Raw genomic sequence first — 19,357 nt, forward strand, 5'->3', positions numbered from 1 at the left:
ATGTCTAACCCAGCAATAGTTGGAATTGAGTGGCTGCAGAATCGTCTCAAAGAAGGAAATATCGTCATTGCGGATGTGCGCTTTAACCCCAAAGAAGCGCAGTATGGCAAACAAGCTTATGAGGCCGGACATCTGCCGGGGGCTGTGTTCGTCGACTTTAAAGCGGATCTGACGGATCCTGCAGGCGAGCATGGGGGGCGGAGCCCGCTTCCGTCACCTGAACGGCTTGCCAAGCGCTTTGGCTCTCTAGGGATCGATACCTCCTCTACGGTAGTCGTTTACGAGGATGTGAACGGGCCGGCGGCCTCGCGCTTATGGTGGGTACTCCAATATATTGGAGTCGAGGATGTGCGTATATTAGACGGGGGCTTCCAGGCATGGGCGGAGGACGGACTACCCGTCAGTACAGAGAAACCGTTGCCTGAGGCACGCGTGTTGATCCCGGCCGTTAAGGAAGATTGGATCGTAGATGTCCATACTGTGAAGGCGGTTGTCCAAGGGGAAAAGAACGGCAGGCTGATCGACTCCCGCGACCGGAACCAGTACCTGGGTATAGAATCGCCGTTCGACCCGGTGGCAGGTCATATTCCAGGAGCGGTAAATTACTTTTGGAAGGATGGGCTTGAAGCAAGGGGGACCTGGAAATCGTCTGAAGAACTGGAGCAGCGCTTCAGCGGACTATCCAAGGAGGAGGAGCTTATCGTCTATTGCGGTTCCGGTATATCTGCAACACCGAATGTGTTGGCATTGAAGGAGGCCGGGTTCAAGAACGTCCGGCTGTATCCGGGCAGCTGGTCGGATTGGATCAGTTATAAAGACAATCCGATTGCAACAGGAGACGAATAACTTTACTTTATAGGAGTGAAGCTGCGGTTAATTGCCTGCGAGGCAGTAGCTGCGGCTTTTTTTTAGGCTCGTAAATAATGTTGCTTTATTGCGTAAAAATTTTATCCTTATTGATTTTATGAGATTTTTACGCATAATTGTAACTAAGGGAGATGATTCCAAGTTGAGTGAACAAAATATCAGCACAACAGTTTCAGGAGATTTAATTGTTACCCATCTAACTGGCAAGATTAAAACAGATGATGTTAATGAATGGTTTTATGGCTTCGAGCAGGTTTGTCAGCAATTCATTTCCGAGGGTCGGAAATACAAATTGTTGGTGGATAGAAAAGGATACACGCCAGATCATTTTTCTGTTCAAAAAGTATGGAAAGAAAAGTTCTTCAATGAAACCATTTTGAATCACAGCAAGGCAATTGCGTTTCTCCTTGAAGAAGGGGAGATAATGAATTATTTACAACAATCCAATACAAAAGAATCCGTAAAATTTTTTGATAATTATGAACAAGCATTTATTTGGTTGAATGAATATCCAATATAAAACCTTTATTGAACCAGTTGCTCTCAATCAACTGGTCTTTTTATGCCCGTAATGTTGCTGTTGTCTTAAAATTCACTTGTTTACAAACTTCCAACACCATTAGCGAATGCTTTAAAATTAGTGGCTGATTCTGAAAAAAGTACAATTTCTTCATCAAGGAATCCATCAAGAGATTGTTCGATTTCATCAGCAGTGATTCGTCCACGCCCAGCCATTTTGGATAATACGTTCCCATTACGGTCATGAGCAACAACGATACTTATTTGTTCTGAACTGATACCACGCTTCTTCGCTTTCCCTCCACGTTTTTGGGGTTTACGATGAGTTACGAAAAGAGCCTTTTTTTAACATTAGCGAATTGAGTTCGTTCAATGGGGGACTCCCCGCAAAGTATCTGGCCAGCTTCAAAGCCAATGTTCCACTTTATGGGATTATTTTGCCTAGCAGCGGTAAACCTATCCTGGTTCCAACCTTATCGCTATTGTTGTATGATAGAAAGCAAAGTGTACTTTCATAGGATAGGAGAAACGCAAATGAATAAATTCCATACCTTTGAGGATGCGGAGGGTTTGGCTGACAAAGGCATTAGTGCCATTATGGATGGCTCCATGGTATCCGATGAAGCCAAGCTGTTCATGAGCCCGGAGGATACGATATCGAACCATGCCCGTATTCGGATTTATACAGAGGATGGGCGCGGCCATTCCGACCACTATGTTCTGGAGTGCAGGTCCCATATAGGAACTACTGGAACTTATCTTTTATGCATTTTGATAGGAAACGGTACTAGCTTCATGAACTATTCTGCAGATGACATGCTTTCCTTCCGTGACGAGTGCGACGCGAACGATATTGCATTTCAACGGGACCAGCCGGTGCTTTGTTATTCTTACCGGGGAATCGCAGTTGTCGGCCAAGAGACTGTGGCTGCAGCATTTTGAATAAACTACAATCCTCCATAACATTATGGGGGATATTTTTATCCAGGCTATTCGATCTAGGTTGGTGAAAGCTATGTTTTTCATATTTTTCATATTGGCGATTCCATGATAGAATACTTCTTGCTGACTATGGTACGGGGAGAGGGGCTTCCTGGTCGATCAGTCGTTCAGCTGTACTAGAAAAAGGAGAATACATCATGCTTGCCAAATCATCGTTTCCTTTGCTTCTGTTAAATATGTTTCTTGCCATGCTGAGTACGGGAATCGTGATCCCGATCCTTCCCGAGCTGCTGAATGAATTCGGGGCAGGGGGACAAGCGGCAGGATATCTGGTTTCGTGCTTCGGATTGACCCAGTTTATTTTCTCGCCGATTGCAGGCGACCTGTCGGATAAATACGGGCGCAAGCCTATGATCCTTGCCGGGCTGTTTTTATTCGCATTATCGAACCTGATTGCGGCTGTTGCCGGAGATTTGTCGCTGCTTTTCCTTTCCCGATTAATCGGAGGAATTGGCTCAGCGGCGTTGGTACCTTCCATAATGGCGTATGTAGCGGATATTACGACGAATGATCAGCGGGGCAAGGCGATGTCGTTGCTAGGAACGGCTATGACCTCGGGCTTCATCATTGGACCGGGAGCCGGTGGTTTGCTTGCGGAGCTTGGCATCCGGTTCCCATTCTATGCATCGGTAGGGATAGGCCTCCTTGCCATGCTGTGCAGCCTGAAGCTGCTCCCGGAATCCACTACCGCAGATCAGAGACTCATGCAGAGGGAATCCAAAAACAAGAAGGAGAACATCCTCCGCCAGATCATCCTGTCGGTAAGATCCAAGTACTTTATTCTGCTGCTCATGGTATTCGCGCTCACCTTCGGACTCATGCATTTCGAAGCGATTTTTCCGCTGTTTGTCGTACAAAGCTATGGATTTGATACGCGCGATATAGCGGTCCTGCTCACGGTGTGCTCCCTGATTGCTACAGTCAATCAGCTTGTATTGACAGGGAAGCTTACTCGATGGCTGGGGGAGAAGAAAGTGATCAGCTCCATGCTCGTCTTATGCGCCGTATCGCTTGTGTGCCTGCTGCTGTCGGGGAACTTTATTTATGTGATGTTCATGACAATGCTATTCTTTACCTTCAATAATATTTTGCGCCCAACTCTCAACACCTTGTTGTCCAAGGAAGCGGGAGATGAGCAAGGGTTCGTGGCCGGCCTAAACAATGCTTATATGAGTCTCGGCAACATATTCGGTCCGGGTCTCGCGGGAATCTTATTCGATATCCACATAAACCTCCCGTATTTGTTCGGTGCTTGCGTGCTGGTGGTCAGCAGTGTTATAGCGGCGACGCAAATTGGGAAGAAGAGAGCGGCTGTAAGAAACCAATCTATTGTTTAACTAGGATTCGAAGTTTATCAAAGGAGTTGGGGGGAGCTTGCCTTTTGGCGAGCTCTTTAATGTTTCAACACGCATGGGTCGGTGAGACATGAGGCGGTAGTCAGTTATGGTCTACTATTTTCATGTTCACATAATTCGAAATATGTTTACATAATATATTCTATGTTATCTTATTAATAAAAGTATACATAATAAATGATATGTAAACAAATTACTTGCCCGTTTACAATGATTTTTGCCTTGTTCCTCCCGTTGGTCCTGCTGTTTGTATCTTTAGCCAGAAAAGGCTCGAATGAGAGTCGGTCTTAAACGAAGCTTTACAAGGGGCCGCGGCCGCTTCTACAATTGAAGTAGGATGATCCTGCGAGAGCATCTTAATGGCCGAACTTTCGTTCTTAAGGGGTGAAGAGCTCATGTTTGTTGTGACAAACCAGGAAATGCGTACAATAGATGCCTATGCTATTGAAACTGTCGGGATACCGGCGATGGTCTTAATGGAAAATGCAGGGAGGGCTGTCGCCGAAGAAGTGACCGCTTATTCCGGCGGAAAGCTTCGCAGATGGGCAATACTTGTTGGAAAAGGCAACAATGGCGGTGACGGGGTCGTAGCGGCAAGACATTTGATCGAAGCGGGTATGGACCCGACCGTCATTTACATAGAAGATCCTGAGGGCTGGAAGGGGGAGAGTGCCGTTCAGAGCGCCATAGCCGCCCGATTTGGAGTACCGTCGCAAATTTATCAAAGCGGAAGTATCGATTGGCGTGATTATGACGGAATCGTGGATGCTCTCCTCGGAACCGGAAGCCGCGGAAAGCCAAGGGAATCCTATGCTCAATTGATATTGGAGGCAAATGCCTCCGGTCTGCCTATCATCGCCGTCGATATTCCAAGCGGATTGAATGCCGATACGGGTGAGGTACACGATCCTTGCATTGTAGCGGAAAGAACGGTTGCTCTGGCGTTCACCAAGAGAGGCTTGGAGCAATACCCTGGCGCCGGGCAAGCCGGGGAAGTCGTAGTTCGCCCTATTGGAATAGTAAGCGAATGGGCGGCTCTGCATGGTATCCGGACTTACCTGACGAATGAGGCCATGTTTAAGAACCGTTTCGGCTTCCGGGCTGGCAATGTAACTCGTCCGCAGGATTCCAATAAAGGGACCTATGGCCATGTACTGGTTGCGGCCGGAAGCTGGCGGATGAGCGGCGCCGGTCATCTATGCTCAAGAGCTGCGTTGCGCAGCGGTTGCGGATTGGTGACATGGGCGCTTCCGGAGTCGCTGCAGCCGTCCATGATGGGAACCATACCGGAAATCATGCTTATGGGATTGAAGGATTCGGGCCTGGGCGATTGGTCTTCTATTCCCGCTTCGTCGGTCATCGAATTAGCCGACAAGAAGCGTTCGATAGTGATCGGACCGGGGATGGGGCGATGGGAGGGGGACAGCCAATGGCTACGTGAAATCTGGGGAACGTCAGACTGCCCGCTTGTATTGGATGCCGATGCGCTGAATATGCTTGCGGATGCGGATTTGGACCAATGGCCGAGCCGCAGATCGCCGGTCATCCTTACCCCACACCCTGGGGAGATGGCCCAATTGACCGGGCTCGGCATCCGGGACGTGCAGCGTGACCGGATCGAACTGGCTAGAAGCTATGCCGCACAGCATGGGGTTATTCTGGTATTGAAAGGCGCGCGGACCGTCATAGCGGAGCCGGACGGTGCCGTTACGATCAATACGACAGGCAATCCCAAAATGGCGGTCGGCGGAGCCGGAGACGTCCTTGCGGGACTCATCGCCAGCCTCATTGCTCAAGGCTTTTCTGCCGAGATGGCGGCTGCTTATGGCGTATATCTGCATGGGGAAGCCGGTGATCGTGCAGCAGCTGCAAGGGCTTTCTCCCGGTCGATTACGGCAGGAGATATCATCGATGAGCTATAGAGTGCATTCGATGGACGTGAAGTCTCACTGCTCGGTGCGATACTGCGATGGACTCATTCCTTCAAGCTTTTTGAATATTCGGGTAAAATAACCCGAATCCTCGTAGCCGACATAACCGGCAATCCATCCCACGGAAACGTGCTCCGATTTAAGCAATAGCTTGGCCTCCTCCATTCGCCGCTTTTGCTGAAAGTCCGTTAGGGTTAGCCCGGTTTCCTTCTTGAATTGTCTGGAGAGATGAGCAGGGTGGACCTCGCATAATGCCGCCAGCTCCTGCATGTTTAAGGGCCGATTAAACCGGGTCGCGATATGCTCCGCCGCTTTTTGCACGGCGGGAGAATACCCTGCGATGGAACGCCGCCTCACCAGCTCGCAGTACTCCCCCGCCATGGTGCTCCATAACGCACTGAGCGAATCGATCGTATCCAATCGTTCGATTTGCTTGGAGAATTTCTCCGAAATCCGATGCAGAAATATAGGCTGCACATGACCGCGTTCCGCGGCAATCCGCAGCAGCGTGTTCAGTACGACCATGGCGTTTTTCAATGCCCGAACCGGCTGGTTCGGAAATCTCTCGGAAAAATCGAACAGATTGTTAACCTGCTTCGTGATTCGCTTGAGCTCCGATTGGTCTCCTTTCTCTACCGCCCTCATCATCTCTTTCTCTATCTGATACCTCAGCTCTATGAGTTCGACAAAGGATTCATCAGACTGGCGCTTCAACAGCTCTGCCTGGGACAGTCTCGGTGATCCATTCTCTATATTCGTCGCATTCACAATCCGCAGCGGAGTTTGCCGGATGGAGCCAACTTGATCCAGTACATTCGCAATACTTTGAACCCGTGAGCTGCTGATCAGCTTCAAGCTGCGGTAGTAAGCCTCCAGCTCTATCTGCTGTTGCGCGCCAAGCTTGAAGCCATGGTCATGCCGGTTGGTACCGGGCACTTGCTCCAGGAAGGGGCCAATGACGATCGTCTTTGGGTCCTGCTCAGGAAGCTCTATATGCTTTGCCAAATAGGACAGGCTCATTTCATCGGTAAATAAACAGCATTCTCCATAAAATCGGCTTGCTTCAGCGATTAAGTACGGATACAAGCTCTGCTGCATCCCGCGCATAAAGTCCGGCATCGTATCCCGCTCGTGAGTCAAATAGAGGGAGCCATTGCTGTTCAGTACGCTCGTATTGATGTCTGTGGAATGAAATAAGGTCAGAGTGGCAACCGTCAAATTCAGCTGAAGGCTCATGTACAATCATCCCTTTTAGATATGTCATTGGAATCCTATATATGCAATTATAGTCCTAACGAGCAGCGTTAGAAAGCAGTATAATAACCCATACAGAATGACATCCATGATAAAAAGGAGCTAAAACTATGTTATATCCGATCATAACGGAATCGCGGGCTATCTTAGACTTGAGTGGGATTTGGGGCTTTAAGCTGGATTCTGGTAAGGGCTTTCAAGAGAAATGGTATGAACAACCTCTAACGAATACCATCAGCATGTCAGTTCCGTCATCGTATAATGATTTGGGCGTTACCGCGGACATCCGCAATCATGTTGGCTGGGTATGGTATGAGAGAACGTTTACCGTTCCTAGGCAGCTCTTAACCGAAAGGATTGTGCTCCGATTCGGCTCGGCGACCCACACGGCCAAAGTTTATGTGAATGGCGTGCTGGTAACGGAGCATCAGGGAGGCTTCATGCCTTTTGAAACCGTTATCAATATGCATCTGCAGGGAGGACCTAACCGTTTGACGGTCGCGGTGAACAATATAGTGGATGAAACCACACTGCCCGTCGGAATTTATAGTGATCAGGAAGTTCCCGAAGTAGGCAGAGTGGTACGCAACCAGCCGAATTTCGATTTCTTCAATTATGCCGGCCTTCATCGCCCGGTCAAAATCTATACGACGCCTCATTCGTATGTCAAGGATGTAACGATTGTTACAGAGACGGAGGGGACCGATGGGATCGTTCATTATAAAGTGGATACCTCGGTAAAAGGGCAGGTGAAGGTGAGCGTTCTTGACGAGCAGGGCCGTCTGGTGGCAGAAGGGAATTCCGGGCAAGGCGTTATTCGCCTTAGTAATGTGAAGCTATGGGAGCCCTTGGCTCCGTACCTGTACCAAATGAAGATTGAGCTGATCGAAAATGGGCAAACGATAGATGTATACGAACAGCCTTTCGGCGTACGAACCGTGGAAGTCAAGGACGGGAGGTTTCTTATCAACCAAAAACCGTTTTACTTCAAGGGCTTCGGGAAGCATGAGGACACGGCGATTCATGGAAGAGGCATCAACGAAGCGGCGAATGTTATGGATTTCCGCTTGATGAAGTGGATCGGCGCCAATTCGTTCCGAACGGCTCATTACCCGTACTCGGAGGAAATGATGCGGCTCGCGGATAAGGAAGGGATCGTCGTGATCGACGAAACTCCCGCTGTCGGATTACATTTGAACTTCATGGCGATTTTTGGAAGCGGCGCAAAACGAAAAACATGGGAGGAGCTGAAGACAGCGGAGCATCATCAGCAGGTGATCCGCGAGCTGATTGCCCGAGATAAAAACCATCCCTGCGTCGTCATGTGGTCTATTGCCAATGAGCCTGCTTCCGAAGAAGAAGGAGCTTATGAATATTTTAAGCCCCTGGTTGAGCTGGCCAAGCAATTGGACCCTCAGCATAGACCGGTTACCATCGTGACCCATCTGATGTCTACGCCGGAAACCTGCAAGGTAGCCGAGCTCGTCGACGTATTGGCTTTGAACCGATACTATGGCTGGTATGTTCAGGGCGGAGATTGGGAGATGGCGAAGCACAAGCTCCGTGAGGAATTCCATGGCTGGGGCCGCCGCTGTCCAGGGAAACCGATCATCATGACGGAATACGGTGCGGATACCATTGCCGGGCTGCACGATGTGGACCCCGTCATGTTTACCGAAGAATTCCAGGTGGAATATTTGAACGCTAACCACGAGGTTTTCGATGAATTCGGCACCTTCGTAGGCGAGCAGGTGTGGAACTTTGCTGATTTTCAAACGAGCCAAGGCATCATTCGTGTACAGGGAAATAAAAAAGGCATCTTTACGAGGGACCGCAAGCCGAAATACGCGGCTCACGAGCTGCGCAAGCGCTGGCACGCGATACCTCACTTCGGATACAAGAACTAATAGGAACAAGGAGAGAAGAGGGTAGAGGGCGGGGCATTTCCTACGGTTCGCGCCCGCTAACCTGATTCTCTCCAGAACCATGCCAGATGGAGGCTGTGAATATGAATAGGATGGTAGAAACCGTAAATCGTTCTGATCTTATGTCTACTAATCAGATGCGAAAATTTGGTATAAGAGATAAGATTGGGTATATGTTCGGCGATATCGGCAATGATTTGTTTTTTGGGCTGATCAGCGGGTACCTTATGCTGTTCTATACCGACGTGTACGGCCTCTCGGCAGGGGCTACAGGAATGATCCTGTTGGTGGCCCGGGTACTCGATACGCTTTTTGACGTTGCTTGGGGTACGTATGTCGATTCCAAGCCGGCAGGAAAGAGGGGAAAATTCCGTCCCTATTTGTTATATTGCGCACTACCGGTAACCTTGCTCGGCGTATTGACCTTTACCCATATCCCGGTATCATCGGATTCGTTGTTGAAGGTATTGGTAGCCGCTGCACCTTACATTTTGTGGGGGCTGGCTTATTCGACCATCAACATTCCCTATGGTTCATTGGCATCCGTCATGACATCGGATCCGATTGAGAGAACAGGGCTGTCCACCTTCCGCACCCTTGGAGCTTTGTTAGCCAATGTGTTCATCATGGCGGCGGCACCATCGATCGTATTTGGAGCAGGCAAGACGCCAACGGCTTCCGGCTTCTTCCTCATAGCCGTCATTTGCGCTGTTCTCGCCATCGGATTTTATTTGGGAGCATACCATTTCACGACGGAGCGAATTAAAGCAGCACAGCCTGTTCAGGAAAAGGTCCAGCTCATTCGAACAATCAAGAGCTTGCTTCACAACCGCCCCTTGTTAGGGTTAATGCTGGCTTCCTTCGGAATGCTAGCTTCCATGCTTGTGAGTCAAGCGATAACGCCGTATTTGTTTAAGGATTATTTCCATAGCCCGGGCTTAATCTCCGCTTCAGGTCTTATTGGATTCGGAGCCAGCTTCGTCGCCATGCCGGTCATATCTCCCTTGGTGAAAAGGCTTGGGAAGAAGGAAACCGCGTCGGTCGGGCTGGCGATTACATTCATTGTAAGCGCTCTAATGTACGTGATGCCTATTACTAATGCTTATATGTATATGGCTTTAAACTGCATTTCCAACTTCGGCCTGGCCTTTATGAATATATTAATATGGGCGATGGTAGCCGATTGCATCGACTATCAGGAGAAGCTTACCGGCAAAAGGGAAGAAGGTACGGTTTATTCTATCTATTCTCTGGTACGCAAGATCGGGCAGGCCGTCGCGGGGGGAATCGGGGGCTTGGCGCTCGTGCTCGTAGGCTATAATTCGGGAGTGCAGACACAAACCGCAGAGGTCGCTATGGGAATTAAGAATATGATCACCCTCATCCCCGCAGCTGGCGCTTTGATCGCTTTCATTGCCATGGTATGGGTATACAATTTAACGAAGCAAAAGCTCGTCCTATTGAATGATGAGTTGATACAAGTACGCATGAAGTAAAGGATTTCAATGATGAGAAGTCATTGCTGAGAAGCCGGGCGGCGGCATGCAATAAGGGAGGATCAAGTCTATGTCTTCACGGGAGGCTAAGACCTGATCCTTTTGATTTACAAGGTAACTTTTTATCGTTCCATCATAAAACGAAGCTGGCGGATTAAGGAGCTGAGCTCCGGATTATTCTCGAGATACGATGCATAGACGCGAAGCAGAGTAGCGTTCGGCTTTTCCAGCTCCAGCTGCTCCTTCAGCAGCTTCAGAACCTCCAGCCATTCTTCCCTCATCGAAGCCGTGACTTGCAGCGATTGGATCTTGTTCTCGATTAGGATCAGCAATTCGCCGGCCATTTGCCTTTGGGTGATTTCGTCCATCGGATGAAGCTGATTAAAGGCAACGGTGCTTTCTCTGATCACCGGAGCCGGCTGCTGCCTTATCATGTCTTTGATAACGGAATCCATCCGCTCTACCAGGAACAGCGCCAGCTCAGACATCGGCAAAGCAATAGCTTTCTGAATGGCGAACGATAAATATTCCCTCAATAACCCCCGGTATATGATAACAATGTCCCAGATATAAGCTTGAACCGGTTCGCCGTAAGCCTCATAAAAGCAGTCCCGCAGCATCTTGAGCAGGGTCAGCTTTTTCTTCCTCCAAGCAATCTTAAAATGCTCGTTATCCTTTACCGGAAGCTCTTTGAACTCACTGGTAAAGTAATAGTTCTCCATCATGAATTGAAGCTGGAATTCGATCTTCCGCCGCAAGATCTCCTTAGAGGAAGCCACACCGCATTGCTGATCCAGTCTCCTGGCCTGATCGAACATCGTTTGATGGCAGGCTTCAAATACGGCGGTGAATAAATCCTCTTTGGATGGGAATATTTTATAAATGCTTCCTTTAGCCATGCCGCACGCTTCTGCAATATCCTTCATGGACGCGGCAAAATACCCTTTTTCTTTAAAAACACCCATGGCCGTATGGATAATTTGTTGTCTTTTCAATTCTTCCAATCCGTCCACCCCCTCCGTATTTTGACATGATACCGCTTAAGGGTCAATAATGGAATTGACATCCGAAACTTACGGGTCATATAATGAACTCATTGGTTTTCGCAAAATAAGAGGAGGTGAACCAAAGCGAATTGCTTTGGAAACTATGAAAATTGCTGAAGGTATCGAAATGCTGGAGCTGGCTGTACCCGGTACTCCGATGGTCATTCATCCTACCGTATTTTACGATTCAAATACTTATGTGTTGGCGGATACGGGGATGCCTGGCTGCAGCAATCTTATCCTCGATCTGATTCATAAAGCAGGGATTCAGCAAGCAGAGCCCAGTACCATTATATTAACCCACCAGGATATCGATCATGTGGGTGGTCTTCCTCAATTCCTTCATGAGAGTCAAGGACGCATCGAGGTGCTTGCTCATCCGGATGACAAGCCCTATATCGATGGAGAGCTTCCGTTCATCAAGATGACTCCGGAAAGAAAGCAAACTTTGCTTCAGGCACTGCCAGAAAGCCTAGGGAAGCAGTTTGAGGATGCATTCTCCAAGTCGACAGAAGGGAATGTAACGCAAACCGTTAAGGACGGGGAAAGGCTGCCCATAGCCGGCGGTGTGGTCGTTATTCATACGCCGGGGCATACTCCGGGCCATATAAGCTTGTATCATGAGCCCAGCAAAACCTTGATTGCCGGAGACGCCATGGTTGTAAGCGAAGGAGAACTGCAGGGGCCGAATCCTAGGGTAACGCCGAATATGGAGCAGGCGCTCCAATCGCTTCATAAGTTTAAAGCCTACGATATTCAAGCCGTGATCTGCTACCACGGAGGCTTGTACCAGGGGAATATCCGTCAGCGGCTCGAAGAATTGACATCATCTGCTATCTAAGGCCGAATTAGGAAAGTACGGCCTGCACATCAGAAATGGGAGAGATTCCTCTATACTTCGCTCATAGGGGTTCTCGAAAAAGGTTGAACAGACCGGCTGTTTAATCGAATTCATCCGGATTATAAAAAGCTCTGTCTCCTGATAACAGGAAGCAGAGCTTTTCGTTATGCGGGGGAAAAGGGCAGCATGAACCGGTTATCTGGACTTGTCTGCTTGGAGGACCATGCTGATCAGTATGTCCATCGCATGATCCATCTCCTTCAGGTCGCTATCGGATGCTTCACGGATCCGCTGAAGGAAGCGCGCTTCGATGAGCTTGAAGGCTTCATGCATCATACGTTCACCCTCGGGGGTAAGACGGTACAATTGCTTGCGCCGGTCATCGGGAGCGTCGAATTTCTCACAGAGCTGCTTCTCACACAGCTTCTTAAGCTCCCGGCTTGTATTCGGCATGGACATATGCTGGCAATCGCTAACCTGGCTAGGGGTAACGGGCTGGCTGAACGCCATACTGGATTTATATAATGAGGGCTTTGATCCGGTCCTTGTGTTCCATGAGAACAAACGCAGAAGAGATATGCATGCCGATCCTGAGCTGAAGACTTATCGGGAACAAATCCTGTGGGCGGATAAAATAGTATTGGTGTATCCGATCTGGTGGGGAAGACCTCCGGCCATGCTGATGGGCTATATTGATAAAATGTTCGCCGCTAATTTCGCCTACCGCGATAAGAAGGGGCTTTTTCCGGAAGGGCTGCTCCATGGAAAATCGGTCGTCTGTATTTCTACGATGAAGGGACCGGCCTTGTATCCGCTGTTTTGGCTGAATAACGCTCACAAAATATCAATGAGAAAGGCATTATTTCAGTTTGTCGGCATGAAGAAGGTCAAATTTTTTGAGTTCGGTTCTATGGAGAGTCCAAGAGGGCGGCATGAGAAGAAGCTGAATAAAATATTCCGATATTTTAAAGCTATCCAGAGTTAAGTTTCCTGATCGTTTGGGTTAACATATTTACAAATCTATAAAAATAGATATAATAACCGGTATGGACCCTTCATTAATCTATAAAGCATTATCGAATGAAACACGCCGTCAAATTATGTTTTGGTTGAAGCATCAAGAGGAGTATTTTGATAAAAGTCCTTATATCCAGCATGGTATCGACTTCAAGGTCGGCGTCTGCGTGGCGGATCTTCAGGCCAAATCAGGGCTTGCGCAATCCGTCATATCAAGCTACTTAAGCACGATGCTAAATGCCGGCTTACTCGAATCGGAGCGGATAGGCAAATGGACCTTTTACCGGAGGAATGAAAAAATAATTCGGGAGTTCGCCGAGTATGTGCAGAAAGAACTTTAGAGAGGAAGGAGGTGCCTCTTTTTTTATCTTAACATATCTATAAATATAGATACATGAATATATAGATGAAACCTTGAAGGTCCGGTCATAGAACAACAGAAATGGAGAACTATCATCATGAACAAGTCTAACCCTTTATTACTTATTATGCTTGCCCTAGGTGTGTTTGGTATCATAACAACGGAGATGGGCATCGTGGGGGTACTTCCCCAGGTAACCGATAAATTCCATATTTCCGCAGCACAAGCGGGATGCCTGGTCAGCGTATTTGCTTTGGTGGTGGCCTTGTCGGGACCTTTTGTTACCTTGCTTGCATCCGGAATGAACCGTAAACTCATTTTATCCTCCGCGGTGTTCCTGTTTGCAGTCTCTAATCTGGTGTACGCTTTTACAACCAGGTTCGAGTTGATGCTGGTGTTTCGAATCCTTCCGGCGATGCTGCATCCCGTCTTTTTCTCGATTGCTCTAGTCACGGCAGCCCAATTGGTTCCGCCGGAAAAAAGCGGCAAAGCGGTGACAAAGGTATTTGCGGGAATTACGGTAGGCTTTGCTTTTGGCGTGCCTTTAACTTCGTTTCTTGCTGAGCATATTTCCTTGGAGGCCGCCTTTCTGTTTGGCGCAATAGTGAGTGCCATCGCAGGATTCGGAATCTTACTAGGACTGCCTTCCATGCCGGTTAATCAGAAGATGACCTATGGAAGACAACTTAGCATTCTGCGCAAGCCTGGACTATGGCTGCATATTGTGACCATAACCTGTATCTTCGCATCAATGTTCTCCGTATATAGCTATTATGCGGAATATCTCGGGCAAGTAACTCAAATGAACGGTACCTGGATTAGTCTGATGCTGATGGTTTTTGGCATAGTGATGATTGCCGGGAATTTTCTGTTCGGTGAATGGCTGCAAAAAAGCTTGAAGAGAACGGTGTTCCTCTTTCCCTTGCTGTACATAGCGGTTTATGGTCTTGTCTATGGACTAGGGACTTACTTCATTCCCATGATCATCATGGTTATCGTATGGGGAATGGTGCATTCCGGCGGGCTTCTGGTGAGTCAAGCCTGGCTGATGACAGAGGCGGAGGAAGCGCCTGAATTCGGCAACAGCTTGTTCGTTTCTTTTACGAATCTGGGAATAACCGTCGGCACAACGATAGGCGGGTGGTTCATTGCCCAATTGGGAGTCCATCAGCTTATCTGGAGCGGCATTGGATTTGCTCTGGCTGCATGGGTGACTATTGCAGTAAAATGGAAAGGAATGGGAGAGAGGGTGTGGCGTTGGAAGAAGCAGCCATAAGCAGTCATCATGGAGAGAGGACCGAAAATGCTTGATAAAGGGGGAGAACATTGAATATTTCGATAAAAGAGCTCACGAATCTGGAGCAACTGCCGGAACAGCTTATCGATGATAGCTTTAGAGTCGATTCCGTCCTTGTCCTTACCGGCACAGATCAAGGGATTCAATACGAAGTCAAGGCGGTTCCGCCGTACATCAAGAGCTATTCGGAACAGCAGGAGGATGATGCAGACGATACCGATTATTCAACCTACATCGGTCATCCTGATCAAAAGATCTATATAGCCTATGCCGACGATCGAGCGGCGGGTCTCATCGTACTAAAGCGAAATTGGAATCATTACGGCTATATCGAGGATATTAAGGTTGACCGCCAGTTTAGAAGATATGGCATAGGACGTCAGCTCATAGACAAAGCCAAGAGCTGGGCAAAATCCAGCAGCATGCCCGGGCTGATGCTCGAGACGCAGAATAATAACGTCCAAGCCTGCCGATTTTATGAGAGCTGCGGCTTTGTTCTGGGCGGATTCGATTCCTTCGTCTATAAAGGATTTAAGAAAAACAAGGACGAGGTCGCACTGTACTGGTATTTCCTGTTTGAGGAGTACTAAAACGGCTGCGCAGTAAAGGCACAAATAAATGATACCGTGGGAGCCGACTTGTGTCGGCTCTTTTGGTGTAAAGACAACATCCGTTATCGAAGTAGATAGCCGCCGTCGGGATACAGTGTGCTTCCTGTTGTGTAGCCATTGGTCATTAAATAGATGACGGAATGGGCAGCTTCCTCAGCATGACCTACCCGTCCGAGAAGATTCATTTCGGCATAGTCTTCATACGCTTGGTCTCTAACGGCTTGCTCCGCACCTTCCCAATTGAAGGATGTGCGTATCGTTCCCGGTGAGATCACATTGACTCGAATCGGCGCCAATTCGACAGCTAGCGCTTTGCCGAGGCTCTCGATTGCGCCGTTGCAGGCTGCATAGGAGGCTCCATCGTCTAGCGGCCGCTGGCTGAACGCACCCGACATCAAGACTACAGAGCCTTTCTTGCTGATATAGGGGGCGCCATATTTTACGGCAAAATATTGTGGCCAGAACTTGGCGTCAAAGCAGCTGCGGGCGACTTCAGGCTCTGATGTGACAGGTCCTCTAACGTAGGAGGCGCCCGGCGTAAATAAATGATCAAAGCTTCCGATGGCTTCGAAAAAAGCTATCAGCTCCTCGTTATTCCGGTTGTCCAGCGAATGGATTTCGACGCCTGCGTTCCCGAGACGATTCCGGGCCTCCTCCAGCTTGGAACTGGAACGGCCTGCGAGTACAACATCTGCCCCGAGCTCTTTAGCTTGTTGGGCAGCGGCAAAGCCGATCCCCGAGCTTCCTCCGATAATAACGACTCTTTGCTGCGTTAATGTAGGGTATGTCATAGTTTCACCTCTAAGTTAGGATTGTTGCTGCCTGGCTCTTATTATTCAACAGGAGCCTGAAGCTGCCAAGTACGCACTTTAGTCGTACTAGGTCCGAAAATTCGTACCAAAGGCTCCCAAAGGAATTGGGGAATTCATAGTGCAAAAAGGATACACAGCAGGTATCATAGAGTAGAGGTGAAGAGAAACGATGAACCTGCAAGAACCCAGATTAAAAGGAGTTATTACAACGCTCGACATGATCGGCGGCAAATGGAAGCCGCTTATTTTATTCATCTTGCTAGTAGACGGCACGAAGCGCTTCGGCGAGCTTCGCCGTCTGATTCCTGAAGTCTCCCAAGGTACTCTGGCAAAGCAGCTGCGAGAGCTTGAAGACGATCAGCTGATTCAACGTGTGGTGTACCAGGAGATACCGCCGAAGGTGGAATACAGCTTATCCGAGCAGGGGAAAACCGTCTCCTCCGTGTTGGACAGCATGTGCAGCTGGGGGCGTAAGCATTTGGAGATGGTCGAAAATCAGCAAAATAGCATCGAAAAACGGTAGGTAGATTGAATATCAATTAATTACATTAATTATTTATAGTGTTAATTATGATAGATTGTTAATGAAGTTAACTAAATAAGGGGTTCTTTTTCTGTGTGGACGAACTATCGGCAGGAGTTGCTGCTGCAGCAACGTTCAGACAACGGCCAGTGGGGATTGCCCGGAGGCTTAATGGAGCTGGGAGAATCGATAGAAGATACTGCCCGCCGCGAAGTGTGGGAGGAGACGGGATTGCGGCTTGGAGCGCTGGAGCTGTTCGGCATTTATTCCAACTATACAATAAGAAAAGTGAGATGAGCCGATGAAATGTCGGAGCACTCACTTTTTTAATATGACTAGGAAGAAATTGTAAATAACGATGTGCACCGTTATGTACCAGGAGCAGCTTCGTTCCAAGGCCTTAATTTGCCGGATTATGTTCTATAGTATAAGTTCGTCACTGCCTTCGGAATAGCTCGCCACAGTATGCGAATACGGTGCTCATGACCTGTTGTTCATAAGCGTTTTTCACGTAGAAGCAATGTCTTTTCCAATCCAGCATACGGGTAGCTGCATTCTTATCACCGGAAGCCGCTGCATGATAGACAAGATTTACTTCCTTGAGGTCTGGTATGGGCTGATGCTTTCTGTAAAAACCTACATACTTGGATATTTCGTTTAAGTCATAAGTCACGTCATTATACACCCCGTCAATGTCAAATAGTCGTCAGGTTAGGATGGGCATTCCTTTATTATAACGGAAGTACTCCTCACAGTCAGCCATTATAACGAATAAATTAGCATTGATATAGGAACACTAGTTCTCATATAATGAATATGAGGTGATTTTCATGGAGCCTTCTGCACATGAGCTTCAATTAATGAGAGATTACATCTTGCTGCCAATCGCGATTACAATCATTAACACGAATCGCATAGAAATGGAAGCATCAACAGCTACATTACGAAAGCTATACTCAGATACAGCCATGATTATGATCAGTCGGATGCGTGAGGAACTGTCCGCCGTAAGGAGGGAGCTGCAGGAACGGGACATTCTCATTAAGGATTCCGAGGAATACCAAGAGGGGGATTGCTCTTATTATCCCTATGCGCTGCGGGGTCATAAAGGCCAGCTGGCAATGAACCGGGAAGTGATCCGAACGAGTGTGGTCGCCTGTATTCATCAGAACATAGCAGAGGTAGTTCATATGGTTGCACTACAACAGACATTGGATGCCTTTAAAATAAATGCATATTAATGACGCCACCCACTGGTGCGATATATGATATCCCTCTACACGCCCCTATGAGAGCGCTATGCCATAATTTGTAAAGCCGATTATCCTCGGAAGGAAGATCGGCTTTTCGATTTGAAGTGGAGCTTAGTGATTTAACGAGTCCGCTGTTGCTAATTTCGTTAAGGGATGGGAAACTGCTGAAACTATGTCCAAATGTTGTTCATTTCATTTCAAAACGTTGAACTTGGATGGTGGCATTGTGTTCTTGATCGGCTGGTGACAGTTCGGCTGTGCTCTTTTAAAGTGAAGCTTAATGCAAGTCATATTGTTATGAGGAGTTGAGACTTCAACATGAATGCTTCCAAAATTGGGCGATGGTTCGCGGCATTATCAATGCTATCCGTTGCACTGTTTGTCTTCACAGGCTGCTCCGATATCATCGTACTCCATCCCAAGGGGCCGATCGCTGAACAGCAGCGGGATTTAATGTACATTACAACCGCATTATGCCTGGTCGTCATCGTCCCAGTTCTTATTCTGACGGCCGTCATCCTGTGGCGTTATAGGGAGCGTAAGGAGAGAAAAGCGGCTTACTCGCCGAATTGGGCACACAGCACCAAGCTGGAGGTCATCTGGTGGGGGATTCCCATTATGATTATTCTCGCAATAGCCGTTATTACCGTCCAATCGACATATGCCATGGAGCCTTCCAAACCGTTAAAGTCCGATGTCAAGCCGATAACGGTGCAGGTGACGTCGCTGAACTGGAAATGGCTGTTTCAGTACCCCGAACAAGGTATCGCTACGGTGAATGAGCTGACAATTCCACAAGGGGTGCCTATTCGTTTCGAGATCACGGCCGATTCCCCGATGAACTCCTTTTGGATCCCTCAGCTGGGAGGCCAAATCTATGCTATGTCGGGAATGGCCATGACGCTTTACTTGCAGGCGGATGTGCTGGGGACCTTCTGGGGCTCCGGGGCCAATTATACCGGCAAGGATTTTGCCAAAATGTATTTTGACGTTAATTCAGTAACACGTGAGCAGTTTGATGAGTGGGTAACAGGGATCAAGGAAGGTTCACCGGCTTTAACCTTGGATGGATATCATGAATTGGCCAAGCCCTCCACTACGAAGGTGCTGACCTATTCCTCATTTCCCGAGGGACTGTTTCAAAACATTGTGACCAAATACGCCGCATCACATCATCATGAAATGTCCGTGCAGGATACGAAATCAGTGCACGAGCATAAGTGAACGGCAGGAAAGGAGATTGAGCT

General features: G+C 48.2%; 20 protein-coding genes and 1 pseudogene. 16 read left to right on the top strand and 5 right to left on the bottom strand.

What is annotated here, in order from left to right:
- From GGC63_RS22725 to GGC63_RS22745, 5 genes are all read left to right on the top strand, one after another.
- The gene (locus tag GGC63_RS22725; RefSeq protein ID WP_192704266.1) at nucleotides 1-846 is read left to right on the top strand and encodes a sulfurtransferase; all 846 of its coding nucleotides are present in this window, start codon (nucleotides 1-3) and stop codon (nucleotides 844-846) included.
- 118 nt (nucleotides 847-964) lie between these two features.
- Nucleotides 965-1,387 carry an STAS/SEC14 domain-containing protein gene (locus tag GGC63_RS22730; RefSeq protein ID WP_225948436.1) on the top strand — a complete coding sequence of 141 codons (423 nt, stop codon included), beginning with the start codon at nucleotides 965-967 and terminating at the stop codon, nucleotides 1,385-1,387.
- Between the two features lie 533 nt (nucleotides 1,388-1,920).
- Complete coding sequence (locus GGC63_RS22735; protein WP_192704267.1) at nucleotides 1,921-2,328, top strand: hypothetical protein; 408 nt, start codon at nucleotides 1,921-1,923, stop codon at nucleotides 2,326-2,328.
- A 197-nt stretch (nucleotides 2,329-2,525) separates the two neighbouring features.
- Nucleotides 2,526-3,725: an MFS transporter gene (locus tag GGC63_RS22740; protein WP_192704268.1), complete on the top strand. Its 1,200-nt coding sequence runs from the start codon at nucleotides 2,526-2,528 to the stop codon at nucleotides 3,723-3,725.
- Nucleotides 3,726-4,138: 413 nt separating this feature from the next.
- A complete protein-coding gene (locus tag GGC63_RS22745) occupies nucleotides 4,139-5,665 on the top strand; it encodes an NAD(P)H-hydrate dehydratase (protein ID WP_192704269.1) in 1,527 nt (508 codons plus the stop codon).
- Nucleotides 5,666-5,689: 24 nt separating this feature from the next.
- On the opposite strand, the gene GGC63_RS22750 is transcribed toward GGC63_RS22745, so the two are convergent.
- Complete coding sequence (locus GGC63_RS22750) at nucleotides 5,690-6,910, bottom strand: AraC family transcriptional regulator (RefSeq protein WP_192704270.1); 1,221 nt, start codon at nucleotides 6,908-6,910, stop codon at nucleotides 5,690-5,692.
- A gap of 128 nt (nucleotides 6,911-7,038) precedes the next feature.
- On the opposite strand from GGC63_RS22750, the gene uidA reads away from it, so the two are divergent.
- Both uidA and GGC63_RS22760 read left to right on the top strand, forming a co-directional pair.
- On the top strand, nucleotides 7,039-8,835 hold the full coding sequence (uidA, locus tag GGC63_RS22755) for a beta-glucuronidase (protein WP_192704271.1): 1,797 nt from the start codon (nucleotides 7,039-7,041) through the stop codon (nucleotides 8,833-8,835).
- A gap of 101 nt (nucleotides 8,836-8,936) precedes the next feature.
- Nucleotides 8,937-10,349, top strand: a complete 1,413-nt coding sequence (locus GGC63_RS22760; protein ID WP_192704272.1) for an MFS transporter — start codon at nucleotides 8,937-8,939, stop codon at nucleotides 10,347-10,349.
- Between the two features lie 122 nt (nucleotides 10,350-10,471).
- On the opposite strand, the gene GGC63_RS22765 is transcribed toward GGC63_RS22760, so the two are convergent.
- Nucleotides 10,472-11,353, bottom strand: coding sequence for a TetR/AcrR family transcriptional regulator (locus GGC63_RS22765; RefSeq protein ID WP_192704273.1), 882 nt, complete (start codon nucleotides 11,351-11,353; stop codon nucleotides 10,472-10,474).
- Nucleotides 11,354-11,498: 145 nt separating this feature from the next.
- Between GGC63_RS22765 and GGC63_RS22770 the strand changes: the two genes are divergently transcribed.
- The gene (locus GGC63_RS22770) at nucleotides 11,499-12,236 is read left to right on the top strand and encodes an MBL fold metallo-hydrolase (RefSeq protein WP_192704352.1); all 738 of its coding nucleotides are present in this window, start codon (nucleotides 11,499-11,501) and stop codon (nucleotides 12,234-12,236) included.
- Nucleotides 12,237-12,431: 195 nt separating this feature from the next.
- On the opposite strand, the gene GGC63_RS22775 is transcribed toward GGC63_RS22770, so the two are convergent.
- Nucleotides 12,432-12,695, bottom strand: coding sequence for a MarR family winged helix-turn-helix transcriptional regulator (locus tag GGC63_RS22775; protein ID WP_192704274.1), 264 nt, complete (start codon nucleotides 12,693-12,695; stop codon nucleotides 12,432-12,434).
- Between GGC63_RS22775 and GGC63_RS22780 the strand changes: the two genes are divergently transcribed.
- The 4 genes from GGC63_RS22780 (at nucleotide 12,688) to GGC63_RS22795 (ending at nucleotide 15,501) form a co-directional block, all read left to right on the top strand.
- Nucleotides 12,688-13,221 (top strand): NAD(P)H-dependent oxidoreductase, encoded by a 534-nt coding sequence (locus GGC63_RS22780; RefSeq protein WP_192704275.1) that lies wholly within the window; start codon nucleotides 12,688-12,690, stop codon nucleotides 13,219-13,221. The genes GGC63_RS22775 and GGC63_RS22780 overlap by 8 nt on opposite strands.
- A 61-nt stretch (nucleotides 13,222-13,282) precedes the next feature.
- On the top strand, nucleotides 13,283-13,594 hold the full coding sequence (locus GGC63_RS22785) for an ArsR/SmtB family transcription factor (protein WP_079909566.1): 312 nt from the start codon (nucleotides 13,283-13,285) through the stop codon (nucleotides 13,592-13,594).
- A 117-nt stretch (nucleotides 13,595-13,711) separates the two neighbouring features.
- A complete protein-coding gene (locus GGC63_RS22790; protein ID WP_192704276.1) occupies nucleotides 13,712-14,890 on the top strand; it encodes an MFS transporter in 1,179 nt (392 codons plus the stop codon).
- Nucleotides 14,891-14,940: 50 nt separating this feature from the next.
- Entirely contained in the window at nucleotides 14,941-15,501 is a 561-nt protein-coding gene (locus tag GGC63_RS22795) for a GNAT family N-acetyltransferase (protein WP_192704277.1), read from the top strand.
- A gap of 83 nt (nucleotides 15,502-15,584) precedes the next feature.
- On the opposite strand, the gene GGC63_RS22800 is transcribed toward GGC63_RS22795, so the two are convergent.
- The gene (locus GGC63_RS22800) at nucleotides 15,585-16,313 is read right to left on the bottom strand and encodes an SDR family oxidoreductase (RefSeq protein ID WP_192704278.1); all 729 of its coding nucleotides are present in this window, start codon (nucleotides 16,311-16,313) and stop codon (nucleotides 15,585-15,587) included.
- 190 nt (nucleotides 16,314-16,503) lie between these two features.
- Between GGC63_RS22800 and GGC63_RS22805 the strand changes: the two genes are divergently transcribed.
- Together GGC63_RS22805 and GGC63_RS22810 are read left to right on the top strand one after the other, a co-directional pair.
- Complete coding sequence (locus GGC63_RS22805; protein WP_192704279.1) at nucleotides 16,504-16,857, top strand: winged helix-turn-helix transcriptional regulator; 354 nt, start codon at nucleotides 16,504-16,506, stop codon at nucleotides 16,855-16,857.
- Nucleotides 16,858-16,932: 75 nt separating this feature from the next.
- Nucleotides 16,933-17,127, top strand: a pseudogene (locus GGC63_RS22810) (NUDIX domain-containing protein); the annotation flags it as partial.
- 166 nt (nucleotides 17,128-17,293) lie between these two features.
- On the opposite strand, the gene GGC63_RS34605 reads toward GGC63_RS22810, so the two are convergent.
- The gene (locus GGC63_RS34605) at nucleotides 17,294-17,530 is read right to left on the bottom strand and encodes a hypothetical protein (protein ID WP_225948422.1); all 237 of its coding nucleotides are present in this window, start codon (nucleotides 17,528-17,530) and stop codon (nucleotides 17,294-17,296) included.
- Nucleotides 17,531-17,687: 157 nt separating this feature from the next.
- Here GGC63_RS34605 and GGC63_RS22815 point away from each other — a divergent pair, with 157 nt between their 5' ends.
- Nucleotides 17,688-18,098 carry a hypothetical protein gene (locus tag GGC63_RS22815; RefSeq protein WP_079909572.1) on the top strand — a complete coding sequence of 137 codons (411 nt, stop codon included), beginning with the start codon at nucleotides 17,688-17,690 and terminating at the stop codon, nucleotides 18,096-18,098.
- A 330-nt stretch (nucleotides 18,099-18,428) separates the two neighbouring features.
- Nucleotides 18,429-19,334 carry a ubiquinol oxidase subunit II gene (cyoA, locus tag GGC63_RS22820; RefSeq protein ID WP_192704280.1) on the top strand — a complete coding sequence of 302 codons (906 nt, stop codon included), beginning with the start codon at nucleotides 18,429-18,431 and terminating at the stop codon, nucleotides 19,332-19,334.
- Nucleotides 19,335-19,357 lie beyond the last annotated feature (23 nt).

Source organism: Paenibacillus sp. OAS669 (assembly GCF_014873645.1).
Taxonomy (GTDB): Bacteria; Bacillota; Bacilli; order Paenibacillales; family NBRC-103111; genus Paenibacillus_S; species Paenibacillus_S vulneris.